This window comes from Geobacillus proteiniphilus (assembly GCF_001908025.1).
GTDB lineage: Bacteria > Bacillota > Bacilli > Bacillales > Anoxybacillaceae > Geobacillus > Geobacillus proteiniphilus.
The window spans coordinates 1-14,151 of the sequence record NZ_MQMG01000035.1; the positions used below are offsets into that span (position 1 = coordinate 1).

Annotated in this window: 9 protein-coding genes, 2 pseudogenes, 1 CRISPR repeat array, 1 riboswitch and 1 other annotated feature; of the genes and pseudogenes, 8 read left to right on the forward strand and 3 right to left on the reverse strand. The window is 53.7% G+C overall.

Going from position 1 to position 14,151, the window contains the following annotated elements; all coding sequences use genetic code 11:
• The first annotated feature begins 85 nt into the window (after positions 1 to 85).
• Both BRO54_RS12105 and BRO54_RS12110 read left to right on the forward strand, forming a co-directional pair.
• Entirely contained in the window at positions 86 to 988 is a 903-nt protein-coding gene (locus BRO54_RS12105) for an Rpn family recombination-promoting nuclease/putative transposase (RefSeq protein WP_074044099.1), read from the forward strand.
• Positions 989 to 1,189: 201 nt separating this feature from the next.
• A CRISPR array of direct repeats spans positions 1,190 to 2,555; the repeat unit is 30 nt; unit sequence GTTTTTATCGTACCTATGAGGGATTGAAAC.
• A 109-nt stretch (positions 2,556 to 2,664) separates the two neighbouring features.
• Positions 2,665 to 2,883, forward strand: a pseudogene (locus BRO54_RS12110) (hypothetical protein); the annotation flags it as partial.
• A gap of 503 nt (positions 2,884 to 3,386) precedes the next feature.
• Here BRO54_RS12110 and pckA read toward each other — a convergent pair.
• Complete coding sequence (gene pckA / locus BRO54_RS12120) at positions 3,387 to 4,973, reverse strand: phosphoenolpyruvate carboxykinase (ATP) (protein WP_074044100.1); 1,587 nt, start codon at positions 4,971 to 4,973, stop codon at positions 3,387 to 3,389.
• Positions 4,974 to 5,191: 218 nt separating this feature from the next.
• A riboswitch (SAM riboswitch) is annotated at positions 5,192 to 5,306 on the forward strand.
• Positions 5,307 to 5,435: 129 nt separating this feature from the next.
• Between pckA and metK the strand changes: the two genes are divergently transcribed.
• Positions 5,436 to 6,647 carry a methionine adenosyltransferase gene (gene metK / locus BRO54_RS12125; protein ID WP_074044101.1) on the forward strand — a complete coding sequence of 404 codons (1,212 nt, stop codon included), beginning with the start codon at positions 5,436 to 5,438 and terminating at the stop codon, positions 6,645 to 6,647.
• Positions 6,648 to 6,669: 22 nt separating this feature from the next.
• Here metK and BRO54_RS12130 read toward each other — a convergent pair whose 3' ends face one another.
• A complete protein-coding gene (locus BRO54_RS12130) occupies positions 6,670 to 7,218 on the reverse strand; it encodes a gamma carbonic anhydrase (RefSeq protein ID WP_074044102.1) in 549 nt (182 codons plus the stop codon).
• Positions 7,219 to 7,378: 160 nt separating this feature from the next.
• On the opposite strand from BRO54_RS12130, the gene BRO54_RS12135 reads away from it, so the two are divergent.
• Complete coding sequence (locus tag BRO54_RS12135) at positions 7,379 to 8,461, forward strand: tetraprenyl-beta-curcumene synthase family protein (RefSeq protein WP_074044103.1); 1,083 nt, start codon at positions 7,379 to 7,381, stop codon at positions 8,459 to 8,461.
• A 57-nt stretch (positions 8,462 to 8,518) separates the two neighbouring features.
• On the opposite strand, the gene mnmM is transcribed toward BRO54_RS12135, so the two are convergent.
• Positions 8,519 to 9,106: a tRNA 5-(aminomethyl)-2-thiouridylate-methyltransferase MnmM gene (gene mnmM, locus BRO54_RS12140; protein WP_074044104.1), complete on the reverse strand. Its 588-nt coding sequence runs from the start codon at positions 9,104 to 9,106 to the stop codon at positions 8,519 to 8,521.
• Between the two features lie 294 nt (positions 9,107 to 9,400).
• Between mnmM and BRO54_RS12145 the strand changes: the two genes are divergently transcribed.
• The 4 genes and pseudogenes from BRO54_RS12145 to leuS all read left to right on the forward strand — a co-directional run bounded on the left by BRO54_RS12145 (position 9,401) and on the right by leuS (position 14,024).
• Positions 9,401 to 9,664, forward strand: coding sequence for a YtzC family protein (locus BRO54_RS12145; protein WP_011232317.1), 264 nt, complete (start codon positions 9,401 to 9,403; stop codon positions 9,662 to 9,664).
• Between the two features lie 79 nt (positions 9,665 to 9,743).
• A pseudogene (locus BRO54_RS20555) lies at positions 9,744 to 9,908 on the forward strand (glycogen biosynthesis protein GlgD).
• A gap of 111 nt (positions 9,909 to 10,019) precedes the next feature.
• Complete coding sequence (locus BRO54_RS12155) at positions 10,020 to 11,219, forward strand: MDR family MFS transporter (RefSeq protein WP_074044105.1); 1,200 nt, start codon at positions 10,020 to 10,022, stop codon at positions 11,217 to 11,219.
• 91 nt (positions 11,220 to 11,310) lie between these two features.
• Positions 11,311 to 11,532, forward strand: a binding site (T-box leader).
• Positions 11,533 to 11,606: 74 nt separating this feature from the next.
• Complete coding sequence (gene leuS / locus BRO54_RS12160) at positions 11,607 to 14,024, forward strand: leucine--tRNA ligase (RefSeq protein ID WP_074044106.1); 2,418 nt, start codon at positions 11,607 to 11,609, stop codon at positions 14,022 to 14,024.
• Positions 14,025 to 14,151: the final 127 nt, after the last annotated feature.

Sequence of the window (14,151 nt, forward strand, 5' to 3'; positions counted from 1 at the left end):
TAAAAAAGTAGGGGGGGAGGAGAAGGAGTTTGGCCGCGGAGAGCGAATATCATACGATGAATTCGATGCCGCAAGGAGGGGAAACGTGGCTAAACCGCGAATCGATCACGACCGGTTGTTCAAAGAGCTGCTGTCGACGTTTTTCGAAGAGTTTTTGCTTCTTTTCTTTCCCAACGTGTACGAGCACATCGACGTTCACCACCTTTCTTTCCTCTCAGAAGAACTGTTTACCGACGTGACGGCCGGAGAGAAGCACCGCGTCGATTTGTTGGTGGAAACGAAGATGAAAGGGGAAGACGGGCTCGTCATCGTTCACGTCGAACACCAAAGCTACGCACAGCGGACCTTCCCCGAGCGAATGTTCCTCTACTTCAGCCGCTTGTTTCAAAAATACCGCCGCCGCATTCTTCCGATCGCCATCTTCAGCTATGATGAACACCACGATGAACCTTCCTCATTGGTCGTCCAGTTTCCGTTTTTGACCGTTCTCGACTTCCGCTTTCTGACGGTGGAGCTGCGCAAACTGCCGTGGCGCGCGTACATCCGCCATGACAATCCCGTCGCCGCTGCCTTGTTAAGCAAAATGGGGTATAATGAAGAAGAAAAGGTCGAAGTGAAAAAAGAATTTTTGCGCATGCTCGTCCGCCTTGAGCTCGATGAGGCGAAACAGCGGCTGTTGTTCGGTTTTTTTGAAACGTATTTGCGGTTGTCCGAAGAGGAGGAAGCCAAACTGCGAAACGAGGTGAGCCAAATGGAAACGAAGGAAGCGAAGCAAGTGATGGAGCTCATCGTCTCGTACGAACAGCGGGGAATGGAAAAGGGAATTCAACAAGGAGTCAAACAAGGGATGAAGCAAGGGCGCCAAAAAGGGATTGAGGAAGGGAAGCTCGACGTGGTGAAGAGAATGCTGGCGAAAGGGTACGATGTCGACACGATCCACGAACTGACCGGGCTGCCGGTTGAGAAGATCGAACGGGTGAAGGGGTAAGCAGAGCAGACTCTTCGCCGTCGAGCCTCACATTGTCGTCGACCCCCAATCGTGCAAAAACCCCGGGGGATCGACGACAATGGTTTTTGGCGCCCTAAACCTACAGCCATCGAGGCTGAAAGCCATTGACAGAATTTTTGAAACGTGATATTCTGAAAACAGCGCTAGATCGAAATGCTTGATACAACAAGCATTTTTTGGGTTTTTATCGTACCTATGAGGGATTGAAACGCTTTTTCCAATTCATCTGCAAGCTGGTTGTATTCTGCGTTTTTATCGTACCTATGAGGGATTGAAACACGTCCCGGATCTGCGTTTTCCATACATACTCGATCACGTTTTTATCGTACCTATGAGGGATTGAAACAAGAGATATTTTCGAAGCGTTTCCTTTGTGGTTGGCGTTTTTATCGTACCTATGAGGGATTGAAACCAATGCGGGAATTGTGGTGGACATAAAATGCAGGGGTCGTTTTTATCGTACCTATGAGGGATTGAAACACCTCTTTCGCAACGATGTTGTTCACATCATCTTGCGTGTTTTTATCGTACCTATGAGGGATTGAAACATCCACTTTTCCGCGTCTACACGGCACAAGAGGCAGGTTTTTATCGTACCTATGAGGGATTGAAACACTCGAATGCGTTCCGTATCAGTTCCGTAAGCCTCGTTTTTATCGTACCTATGAGGGATTGAAACAAAAAGCACAGAAGGAAAAAGAAAAAAGAGGAGTGGATGTTTTTATCGTACCTATGAGGGATTGAAACTTGAAGAATTGTACTAACTCACAGGTTAGCGACTTTGTGTTTTTATCGTACCTATGAGGGATTGAAACTACATAAAGATGTTGTCATTGGTGAGAATGCCCGTAGTTTTTATCGTACCTATGAGGGATTGAAACGCTGGAACGTCGATGACAAGTGGAAACGTGTGGCTCGTTTTTATCGTACCTATGAGGGATTGAAACTGTCCCATTCGAGTCCAACGGGCGTATTCATTTACCAACGTTTTTATCGTACCTATGAGGGATTGAAACCAAGAACGCCTTGCCATTTTGATGCAGACCGTGGACGTTTTTATCGTACCTATGAGGGATTGAAACGACGAACTGATCGATGCAGTTGAGGGCGAACCCGACGTTTTTATCGTACCTATGAGGGATTGAAACACCAATGCCACTTCGTTAAAGGAAAGCCAGCTGATGTTTTTATCGTACCTATGAGGGATTGAAACCCATCCGCTCGGCTTCCTGATGCAGCGCAAAAATATAGGTTTTTATCGTACCTATGAGGGATTGAAACCATTGATGAAATCCGCTTCCCTCTCACCCTGCTGGTTCGTTTTTATCGTACCTATGAGGGATTGAAACTTCTGTGGTCATTTCACTCGGATTGATTTAGCGATGTTTTTATCGTACCTATGAGGGATTGAAACTTCAATCAGACGGTGCAACAAATGAATGCCGACCCGAGTTTTTATCGTACCTATGAGGGATTGAAACTTGAGAAGCCATTCAATGAAATACCGTTCCTTCACGTTTTTATCGTACCTATGAGGGATTGAAACAGCTTGGTTCAGCTTGTCCAACTCGGCCGTAATGCGTGTTTTTATAAAATCGCGAGCGAGAAAACCCACTTCTTCAGATGTGGGATGAAAGAAGGAGGGAGGTGAAAAGATGCCCACGATCACCTTAAAATTGGAGCTTTACAAACCAACGAAAGCCAAGCAAGAGATGTATGAGAAGATGTCCGACATCAACACCCAATTTGCCAATTGGCTGTTGAATCATCCCGAGCTGAATCAAGCGACGAGCAAACTATTTAAAGCGTTTTCGTCGCAACGGTTTCCTTCTGCCATCGCTTGCCAGACCATTCGAGATGTAAAGTTTCAAAGGATGGCCGAAATTCAGACGCCATTTCCGATTCCTTCAAAAAATGACATGAAGCTAATCGATTTAGCGTGCACATTTCTCCAAGTGTATTCCCATCCTAGACTGATCGAAAGGAGAAAGTTCTTTAGGCCTTTGCCTTGAGCCGTCTTCTTCTTTGTATGTTCTTGTATATGCAACAGAAACATGAGAATGCTTGAGACGACATAGAAAAATAAGGTGATATTGATTAAAAGGAACGGCGACCCTACACTGACAATCAAACTCCCGATCGGCCATGCGCTAAGTTTGATGAATTGGTCTAACGTGTTTAAAAAACTGTTGGCTTTCAAGATTCCCTCCTTACAGAATGCGTTTGATCGAGTCCGATTGTTTTTGAGGTCGTCTGAGGCGAATGAAACGGACCGACGTACAGAAATGTCTAACGATTCAGTGTCGGAGACTAAAGCAGAGGAAAGAACAGAAAACCCGGCCGGACAGGAGCTGTTCCCTGTCCGGCCGGGTTCTTGTTAAACGAGCGGTCCGCCGAGTTTTTCAATGGACGGATCGATGTGGGCGAATTTTTGGAAGTTGGCGCGGAACTTTTGCGCCAGCTCTTTTGCTTTTTGTTCGTATGCTTGTTTGTCGGCCCATGTGTTTTGCGGCTGCAGGACGTCATCCGGCACGCCCGGGACGCGGGTTGGGATGGCGAGGCCGAAAATCGGGTCTTGCACCGTTTCGACGTTGTCCAGCTCCCCTTCGACGGCGGCTTGCACCATCGCCCGGGTGTAGGCGAGCTTCATGCGGCTGCCGACGCCGTACGGTCCCCCTGTCCAGCCGGTGTTGACCAAAAAGACGCGGACGTTGTGTTCGGCGATTTTTTGCCCGAGCATTTCCGCGTATTCGACGGCCGGGCGCGGCAAAAACGGTGCGCCAAAGCATGTCGAGAACGTCGCTTCCGGTTCGGTGACGCCGCGTTCGGTGCCGGCGAGTTTGCTTGTGTAGCCGCTTAAGAAATGGTACATCGCTTGTTCGCGCGTCAGCTTGCTGATCGGCGGCAGGACGCCGAACGCATCAGCCGTCAAAAACACGATCGTGGACGGGTGGCCGGCGACGCTCGGGTCGATGATGTTTTGGATCGCTTGAAGCGGGTAGGCGGCGCGCGTGTTTTCCGTCAGCGTGCCGTCGTCGTAATTGGGCACCCGCGTCGCGTCATCGAGAACGACGTTTTCGAGCACCGCGCCGAAACCGATGGCGTCAAAAATTTGCGGCTCTTTCTCGCGCGACAAGTTGATGCATTTCGCATAGCAGCCGCCTTCGATGTTGAAAATGCCGCGGCTTGACCAGCCGTGTTCATCATCGCCGATCAAGCGGCGGTTCGGGTCGGTCGAGAGCGTCGTTTTTCCCGTTCCCGACAAGCCGAAAAAGAGGGCGACGTCGCCTTCCTGGCCGACGTTGGCCGAGCAGTGCATCGGCAGGATGCCTTGTTCCGGCAGCAAATAGTTCATCACCGAGAAAATCGATTTTTTCATTTCGCCGGCATACTCGGTGCCGCCGATCAACACGGTGCGCCGTTCAAACGAGATGATGATGAACGCTTCCGAGCGCGTGCCGTCGACTTTCGGGTCGGCTTTAAAGTTCGGCGCGCAAATCACCGTAAATTGCGGCTCATGCGCGGCGAGCTCCTCGGCGCTCGGCCGGATGAACAGCTGATGGACGAACAAGTTGTGCCAGGCGAATTCGTTGACGACTTGAATCGGCAACCGGTATTTCGGATCGGCGCCGGCAAAGCCTTTAAACACGAACAGTTCATCTTTATTCATTAAATAGTCGAGCACTTTGTCGTACAGTTTATCAAACGTCTCCGGAGACATCGGCTGGTTGACCGCTCCCCAGTCGATCGTTTGCTTCGTTGACGGTTCTTCGACGATGTATTTGTCTTTCGGCGACCGCCCCGTGTACTTGCCGGTTGTCACCGCGACGGCCCCGGTGTGCGTCAGCCGGCCTTCATTCCGCTGCAGCACTTTCTCGACGAGCTCGGCAACGGACAGTTGATGATGCACGTACGGTTTTTGTAGCAATAAATCAAGCTTATTTGTCATGTTTGCGATCCCCATATCCAAAACCTGCCTTCTTTTTGTAATCACTCTTGAAAATAGTATAACACATTTTTATTAATAGTCCATACTAATTGTGTGGGTTTTTCAAACTTTATTTTTCCCATTGTGTTGATTGCCTTGAGGAAAGAATTTTCGCGGCTGGAAATGATAAAAAATGAATTTCTATAGTTGACTTTGCCGATTCCGTTGCGATATGATAAGTCATTGAACGGATACTCTTATCCCGAGCCGGTGGAGGGACAGGCCCGATGAAGCCCAGCAACCGTCACAACTGTACATGTGTGAAATGGTGCTAACCTGTGGCAAGGCGCAGTCCTTGAACGATAAGAGTGAAAGGAAGCAATACGATTGCCCTGACCTTTCCTCAGCCGTTACAGGAAAGGTTTTTTATATTGCGAAGGGAAAAAGGGAAATGAGTTCCGTGTCGCCACATTATGCCAAGAGGAGGAAACAAACCGAATGTCAGCCAAACGCCGCTTGTTTACTTCAGAGTCTGTGACGGAAGGACATCCGGATAAAATTTGCGACCAAATTTCCGACGCCATTTTGGATGCCATTTTGGAAAAAGACCCGAACGCCCGCGTCGCCTGCGAAACGAGCGTCACGACCGGGCTGGTGCTCGTGAGCGGGGAAATCACGACATCAACATACGTGGACATTCCGCGCATCGTCCGCGATACGGTTCGCGAAATCGGCTACACGCGCGCCAAATACGGATTTGACGCCGATACGTGCGCGGTGCTGACGTCGATTGACGAACAATCGCCGGACATTGCGATGGGGGTTGACCGGGCGCTCGAGGCGCGCGAAGGTCAGATGACTGACGAGGAAATTGAAGCGATCGGCGCCGGCGACCAAGGGTTGATGTTTGGGTTCGCTTGCAATGAGACGGAAGAATTGATGCCGCTGCCGATTTCGCTTGCGCACCGCTTGGCGCGCCGATTGGCGGAAGTGCGCAAAACGGACGTCTTGCCGTACTTGCGGCCGGACGGGAAAACGCAAGTGACGATCGAATACGATGAAAACGGCAAACCGGTGCGCGTCGATACGATCGTCGTTTCCGCGCAGCATCATCCGGAAATTACGCAGGACCAAATCCAACGCGACATTAAAGAACAGGTCATCAAGCCGGTCGTGCCCGCGGAGCTGCTTGATGAGGACACGAAATATTTCATCAACCCGACAGGACGGTTTGTCATCGGCGGTCCGCAAGGGGATGCTGGGTTGACGGGGCGGAAAATCATCGTCGATACGTACGGCGGCTACGCTCGCCACGGCGGTGGCGCGTTCTCGGGCAAAGATCCGACGAAAGTCGACCGCTCGGCGGCGTATGCGGCCCGCTATGTCGCGAAAAACATCGTCGCGGCAGGACTGGCCGACAAATGCGAAGTGCAGCTTGCCTACGCGATCGGCGTCGCCCGCCCAGTTTCGATTTCGATCGATACGTTCGGCACCGGCAAAGTGTCGGAAGACATTTTGATTGAGGTCGTGCGCAACAACTTCGATCTCCGCCCGGCGGGCATCATCAAAATGCTCGACCTTCGCCGCCCGATTTACAAACAGACGGCTGCTTACGGCCATTTTGGGCGTACGGACATCGACCTGCCGTGGGAGCGCACCGACAAAGCCGCCTTGTTGAAAGAACAAGCGCTGGCGTTGGCGGACAAGTGATGAAAGAAAAAGAGCTGCCTGATCACGGCAGCTCTTTTTTGTTGGCGCACGATGTCCGCTGTTGCTGCAGCGCTTTGTAATACTGCCCTTTCTCAACATATTCGCGGCGGATGCGCTCCATTTCGCGGATGTCGTCTTCGGTCAGCTCGCGGACGACTTTCGCCGGCCGGCCGAGGGCGAGTGTGTTCGGCGGAATTTTTTTGCCCGGCGGCACTAAACTGCCGGCGCCGATAAACGCGCCTTCCCCGATTTCCGCGCGGTCCAAAATGATCGAGCCCATGCCGATGAGCGCGTTTTTGCGAACGATGGCGCTGTGCAAAATGACTTGGTGGCCGACTGTTACATCGTCTTCAATGATAAGCGGATTGTTTGGACTTTGATGCAAAATTGAGTTATCTTGAATATTGACGCGGTTGCCGATCATCGTTGGCGCCACATCGCCGCGAATGACGGTATTGAACCAAATGCTCGTCTCTTCGCCGATCACGACATCGCCGGTGATCGTCACATAGTCGGCGATAAAGGCGGAGGCGGCAATTTGCGGCGTTTTGCCTTTGTATGGGTAAATCATCGCTTTCGTTCCTTTCTTAATGTAAAATAGTCCGCTCACTTTTATTTTACAAAGTAAGGATCGTAAATGAAAGAGAACAGCAGCTGGATTCGTTTGCCCTGGTGATGGGGATGGCAATACTAGGAGACAAGAGCATCGTTTTTGCCCCGAGGTGAGCTGATTGAAAATTCCGACGCATCCAATCGCATTGATGAAAATGGTGTATCGTGACGTGCTTCCGCTTGTCCATCGCGAGCTTGCCTATTGGCGGCAGCGGGCGGAGCGCATCCCTGACCCCGAGCTGCGGCGCCAAGCGCTCGCGAGCATCGCTTCGAAAACGTTCCATTGCGAAGGCGGCTCCATTTTGGCGCTCTTGGCCGGAGAAAACATGGAGGCCTGCATCCGCTTTATCGTTGCTTACCAGACGATCAGCGATTATTTGGATAATTTGTGCGACCGCAGCACCTCGCTCGATCCGCTCGACTTTCGCGCCTTGCACGATTCGATGCCGGACGCCTTGACGATCGGCGCGGAGCCGTCGAACTATTACCGCCATCGCCGTGAACAGGAAGACGGCGGCTATTTGCCGGCGCTCGTCCGCACGTGCCAAGAGGTGCTCGAGACGGCGCGCCATTATGAGACGATCGCCCCGTTTTTGCATGAATTGGCCGGCTATTATTGCGACTTGCAAGTGCATAAACACGTCGATGTCAACGAGCGGGTGCCGCGGCTTGAGAAATGGTTCGCGCAATACAAAGACGCCTTGCCGCCGATGGAATGGTATGAGTTTTCCGCCTGCTCCGGTTCGACGCTCGGCATTTTCTGCCTCGTCGCCTATGCGTTTGGCGAATCGCTGCCGCCGGAGATGGCGAGACAAGTGCGCGACGGCTATTTTCCATACATTCAAGGGCTGCACATTTTGCTCGACTATTTGATCGACCAGGAGGAAGACCGGGAAGGCGGCGATTTAAACTTTTGCTTTTACTATCCGAATGAAACGGTGATGCTTGAGCGGCTTTGCCATTTCATCGAAGAGGCCGACCGCCATGTTGGCGCGCTTCCGCACGGCGAGTTTCACCGCCTCATTCACCGAGGGCTTCTTGGGTTGTATTTGTCGGATGCCAAGGTGAAAAAGCAGCGCGGGCTGCGCCGGCTGGCGCGCCGGCTCGTCCGCGCCGGCGGGGCGGCGTCGCAGTTTTTCTATTGGAACGGAAAAGCATACCGCTTTTGGCAGGAGCGGCAAAAACGGCTGTCCTTTTCATAAGGGCGGTCGTTTGCTTGTATTGGCAAGGGCAGCGGTTCGTCAGCGGACCGGACGGACTCAGGCGCCCCCATCCGCCCGATTCTCGAGCGCGATCAAAAACGGCGGGTCGTTTTGCCGATTGATGAATTCGTATTTCAAGGCATGGACGCGCCGTTGATCAAGAGAGCGGACGTAATCAAGGAGCGCGTCGCGTTCGCGCTTTCCTTCCGGATGGCCGTGGTACACGACAAGAACGATGACGCCGCCCGGCTTCATGACGGAAAGCAGCTGGCGGACCGCTTCGATCGTCGATTCCGGCTCGGTGACGATTTGCTTATTGCCGCCCGGCAAATAGCCGAGGTTGAACACCGCGCCGGCGATGCGCCCGTGTACATCGGCGGGAAGCGCCTCAAGCATTTCGCTATGGCTTCGTTGAAACAACGTCGCCCGCCCGCATAGCCCATGTTCCGCGAGGCGGGCGGAAGCGGCGGTGATGGCCTCAGGCTGAATGTCAAAGCCGAACACATGGCCGAAATCCCCGACGCGTTGAGCCAAATACACGGTGTCGTGCCCGTTGCCGACGGTCGCGTCGACGGCGATGTCGCCTTCGTTGACCGCTTGATCAAGCAAAAAGCGGGCAAACGGCAAAATGTTCATCAAAGCCATCGGTTGGGCCCTCCTTGCGATCGTTTCATCGTTTACGTTGGCGGGTATGGCGCTGCGGCCAAAGATGTCGGGCGCCATCGCTTTCTCCCTCTAGCCGCCCCATCCTCTACGCCAGCATGGCGGAAACCCTTGAGCTGACCGACATCGGCCTGATCGAGCTGAACGAAGATCCTCACGTCGGCATTGTAACAAAAACTTCATGGAAAATCGACCGCTGCCAATCATTGGCGTGATACGGCCAGCCTATGCGGCGCATAGTAAACATGAGGGAACATCACGAAACGAGGTGAGCAGATGGCAACAAGACAATCTGTTGAGGAATTTTTGCAGCGGTGTGAAGATGTGATCCGCTACGCGAAAGAGCAATATACGGAAGCGCAAAAGCAGGAGCATTACAACATCACCGAATACACAAACGCCCAGCAGATGCTCGAGCAGACGGTCATCGATTTGGCGCACTTGGCGCGAAGCTGCAACGCCCAGCAGCGCGAGCAGCTGCATCGGATGCGGCTCCAACTGGAGCAATTGCAAAACGACATGATTTTGCTTGACCGCTGAAACGGGAAGCGAACGCATGGCGATCATGTTGCCAAACGGCATCTGTTTGCTTGACCGCTGAAACGAGGAGGAACACGACATGAAGCGACGCCTGAAACAAACGAATCCGGAACAAAAAACACGCAACGGCCAAAACAATAACGATTTGGAGCTTGGTTAAGACTTTGACCCGGTGAAGCTGGCGAAAAAGCAATACGAGGAAACGGGCGGCCAACCGATCCGCTCCAAGCAGCGGAACGGGTGACGACAAGCCAAAGGGGCGGATGCCGCTCCTTATTTTTTATTGATTTTTTTCGCGTTTCCCCCTACAATTATTTCGGAACTCAAAATAAAAGCCAGAAAAGGATGATGGCCGATGCCCCGCGCTCTTTGGTGGCTGCTTGTCGGCATGGCGCTCAATGTGACAGGGGCGTCGTTTCTATGGCCGCTAAACACGATCTATTTGCACGAACAGCTCGGCCAGCCGCTCGCTGTCGCTGGTGTCGTGCTCATGCTCAACTCTGGGGGAAGTGTCATCGGCAGCTTGGCTGGCGGCTTTTTATTTGACCGGATCGGCGGGTTTCGCGTTTTGTTGGCCGGGGCGGTGTTGACGATGGCCGCGCTTGCGGGGTTGAACGTTTGGCACGGTTGGCCGCATTATGCGGTGTTTTTGGCGCTTGTCGGCATTGGCAGCGGCGTCGTCTTTCCGGCGGCGTCGGCGTACGCCGGGGCGATTTGGCCGGACGGGGGGCGGCGGGCGTTCAACGCCTTGTATGTCGCGCAAAACATCGGCGTCGCCGTCGGTTCGGCGCTTGGCGGGCTTGTCGCTTCATATTCGTTCTCGCTCGTTTTTTTCGCCAATCTTTTGTTGTATGCCGCGTTTTTGTTTACGGTTGTAGCCGGGTTGCGCCGCGTTCCGATTTTGCCGCCGCTGAGAAAGAAACGATCCGGAGAAGCGGAAAGAGCGCCATCCCGCGCCGTGGGCTGGGCGCTCGCCCTCCTTTGCGCCGGCTATGGACTGTGCTGGTTGAGCTATGTCCAATGGTCGACGACGATCGCCGCCTATACGCGCGAGCTCGGGATACCGGTCGGGCAGTACAGCTTGCTTTGGACGATCAACGGCGCATTGATCGTTTTCGGCCAGCCGGCGCTGGCGCGGGTGATCCGCCGCTTCATGCCGACGTTGAAGCGGCAAATCGTGATCGGTTTTCTTATTTTCGCCGTTTCGTTTGCCATGCTGTTGGGGGCGCATTCGTTTGCTGAGTTTGCCGCGTCCATGATTGTGCTCACGATCGCCGAGATGATCGTCTGGCCGGCGATTCCGGCCGCGGTGAACGAATGGGCGCCGCCGGGGAAAGCCGGGTTTTACCAAGGAATCGTCAACGGAACGGCCACGGCCGGACGGATGATCGGACCGGTCATCGGCGGCTCGGTCGCGGATCTGTTTGGAATGAAGCTACTCATCATGATGTTAGCATTGTTTGCCTTATTGGCGGTGCTGGCCGCGCTTTTGCATGATCGTCGGCTCCCGAAGCGGACGGAGAACGCGGATGAAAAAACCGCGGCTTCCGTATAGGTTTCGGCTTGCAATTGATCGACAAATTTTTTAAAATAATAATAAATTTGTCATTCTGTCCACTCATCGGTCGATTCATGCGCGAATAAGGCGAATAACGGTGAAGAGGAGCAGTAGCGGGCCCGACGGACGGCAGAGAGTTGACGGATGGTGCGAGTCAACCGAAGTCGGCCCGTGAACTCGCCTCGGAGTTGCCGGCGCGAACGATCCCCGACAGCGCCGGCCGTCCATCCGCGTTAAGGAAGAAAGCGGGTGCGCCGTTTGGCGCGCCAAAAAGGGTGGTACCGCGGGAAGCGCGCCTCTCGTCCCTTTGCGTGGGGATGGGGGGTTTTTTTGTACATATTTTCGTCAATGATGCAAGTAGAACTTGATAGGAGGAGTGCTGCGATGAGCTTCAACCACCGCGAAATCGAAAAAAAATGGCAGGACTATTGGGAGAAAAACAAAACGTTCCGCACGCCCGATGATGACGACAAGCCGAAGTTTTACGTTCTCGACATGTTCCCGTATCCGTCCGGCGCCGGCTTGCACGTCGGCCATCCGGAAGGGTATACGGCGACCGACATTTTGGCGCGCATGAAACGGATGCAAGGGTACAATGTCCTTCACCCGATGGGCTGGGACGCGTTCGGGCTGCCGGCCGAGCAATATGCGCTCGATACCGGCAACGACCCGGCGGAGTTTACGCAAAAAAACATCGACAACTTCCGCCGGCAAATCAAGTCGCTCGGCTTTTCGTATGACTGGGATCGGGAGATCAACACGACCGACCCGAACTATTACAAATGGACGCAATGGATTTTCTTGAAGCTGTATGAAAAAGGGCTCGCCTACATGGATGAAGTGCCGGTCAACTGGTGTCCGGCGCTTGGCACGGTGCTGGCGAACGAAGAGGTGATCAACGGCCGGAGCGAGCGCGGCGGGCATCCGGTCATCCGCAAGCCGATGCGGCAATGGATGCTGAGAATCACCGCCTATGCCGACCGCTTGCTTGAAGACTTGGAGGAGCTCGACTGGCCAGAAAGCATTAAGGAGATGCAGCGCAACTGGATCGGTCGTTCGGAAGGAGCGGAAATCGAGTTTGCCGTCGACGGCCATGACGAAACGTTCACCGTGTTCACGACGCGTCCCGATACGCTCTTTGGCGCGACATACACCGTCTTGGCGCCGGAGCATCCGCTTGTTGAGAAAATCACGACGCCGGAGCAAAAACCGGCCGTTGACGCCTATTTAAAAGAAATCCAAAGCAAAAGCGATCTCGAGCGCACCGATTTGGCGAAAGAAAAAACGGGCGTGTTCACCGGCGCGTACGCCATTCACCCGGTCACCGGCGATCGGCTTCCGATTTGGATCGCCGACTACGTCTTGATGAGCTACGGCACCGGAGCGATCATGGCCGTGCCGGCGCACGATGAGCGCGACTACGAGTTTGCGAAAAAATTCCACTTGCCGATGAAAGAAGTCGTCGCCGGTGGGAATATCGAAAAGGAAGCGTACACCGGAGACGGCGAGCATATCAACTCCGAGTTTTTGAACGGCTTGAACAAGCAGGAAGCGATCGAAAAAATGATCGCATGGCTTGAGGAGCACGGCAAAGGGCGGAAAAAAGTGTCGTACCGGCTGCGCGACTGGCTGTTCAGCCGCCAGCGCTACTGGGGCGAGCCGATTCCGATCATCCATTGGGAAGACGGCACGATGACGCCGGTGCCGGAAGAGGAATTGCCGCTTGTGTTGCCGAAAACGGATGAAATTCGTCCGTCGGGAACGGGCGAGTCGCCGCTGGCCAACATCGAAGAATGGGTCAATGTTGTCGACCCGAAAACCGGGAAAAAAGGGCGGCGCGAAACGAACACGATGCCGCAATGGGCTGGAAGCTGCTGGTATTATTTGCGCTACATCGACCCGCACAACGACAAGCAGCTCGCCGATCCGGAAAAGCTGAAAAAGTGGCTGCCGGTCGATGTCTACATCGGCGGGGCGGAGCACGCGGTCTTGCATTTGCTTTATGCCCGCTTCTGGCATAAGTTTCTTTATGACCTTGGCATCGTGCCGACGAAAGAACCGTTCCAAAAGCTGTTCAACCAAGGGATGATTTTAGGCGAAAACAACGAAAAAATGAGCAAATCAAAAGGCAACGTCGTCAACCCGGACGACATCATCGAAAGCCATGGGGCCGACACCTTGCGGCTGTATGAAATGTTCATGGGGCCGCTTGAGGCGTCGATCGCTTGGTCGACGAAAGGGCTTGACGGGGCGCGGCGCTTCCTCGACCGCGTCTGGAGACTCTTTGTCACCGAGAATGGCGAACTGAACCCGAACATTGTCGACGAACCGGCGAACGACACGCTCGAGCGCGTCTATCACCAAACGGTGAAAAAAGTGACGGAAGACTATGAAGCGCTCCGCTTTAACACCGCCATTTCGCAGCTTATGGTGTTCATCAACGAAGCGTACAAAGCGGAGCAAATGAAAAAAGAATACATGGAAGGCTTCGTCAAGCTCTTGTCGCCGGTCTGCCCGCACATCGGCGAGGAGCTGTGGCAAAAGCTTGGCCACACGGACACGATCGCCTATGAACCGTGGCCGACGTATGATGAAACGAAGCTTGTGGAAGACGTCGTGGAAATCGTCGTGCAAATCAACGGCAAAGTGCGGTCGCGTTTGCACGTGCCAGTTGATTTACCAAAAGAAGCGCTCGAGGAGCGGGCGCTCGCCGATGAAAAAATTAAAGAGCAGCTTGAGGGCAAAACTGTGCGCAAAGTGATCGCCGTCCCCGGCAAGCTCGTCAACATCGTCGCCAACTGACGGAAAAGCGGCCGCCCGACTTGAGACGGCGCACGCGGCGTCAAGGAACGATCATCTTGAACCAGTTTCCGCGCAGCCAGCGCAAGCGGGGAGGAATCGGCTTCGTACTTCCCCGCTGCCTTCTGCC

What these genes read in the sequence shown, in the direction of transcription:
- pckA (WP_074044100.1), bottom strand. Translation starts at nt 4,973, where the DNA reads ATGGGGATCGCAAACATGACAAATAAGCTTGATTTATTGCTACAAAAA.
- metK (WP_074044101.1), top strand. Translation starts at nt 5,436, where the DNA reads ATGTCAGCCAAACGCCGCTTGTTTACTTCAGAGTCTGTGACGGAAGGA.
- BRO54_RS12130 (WP_074044102.1), bottom strand. Translation starts at nt 7,218, where the DNA reads ATGATTTACCCATACAAAGGCAAAACGCCGCAAATTGCCGCCTCCGCC.
- mnmM (WP_074044104.1), bottom strand. Translation starts at nt 9,106, where the DNA reads ATGGCTTTGATGAACATTTTGCCGTTTGCCCGCTTTTTGCTTGATCAA.
- BRO54_RS12145 (WP_011232317.1), top strand. Translation starts at nt 9,401, where the DNA reads ATGGCAACAAGACAATCTGTTGAGGAATTTTTGCAGCGGTGTGAAGAT.
- BRO54_RS12155 (WP_074044105.1), top strand. Translation starts at nt 10,020, where the DNA reads ATGCCCCGCGCTCTTTGGTGGCTGCTTGTCGGCATGGCGCTCAATGTG.
- leuS (WP_074044106.1), top strand. Translation starts at nt 11,607, where the DNA reads ATGAGCTTCAACCACCGCGAAATCGAAAAAAAATGGCAGGACTATTGG.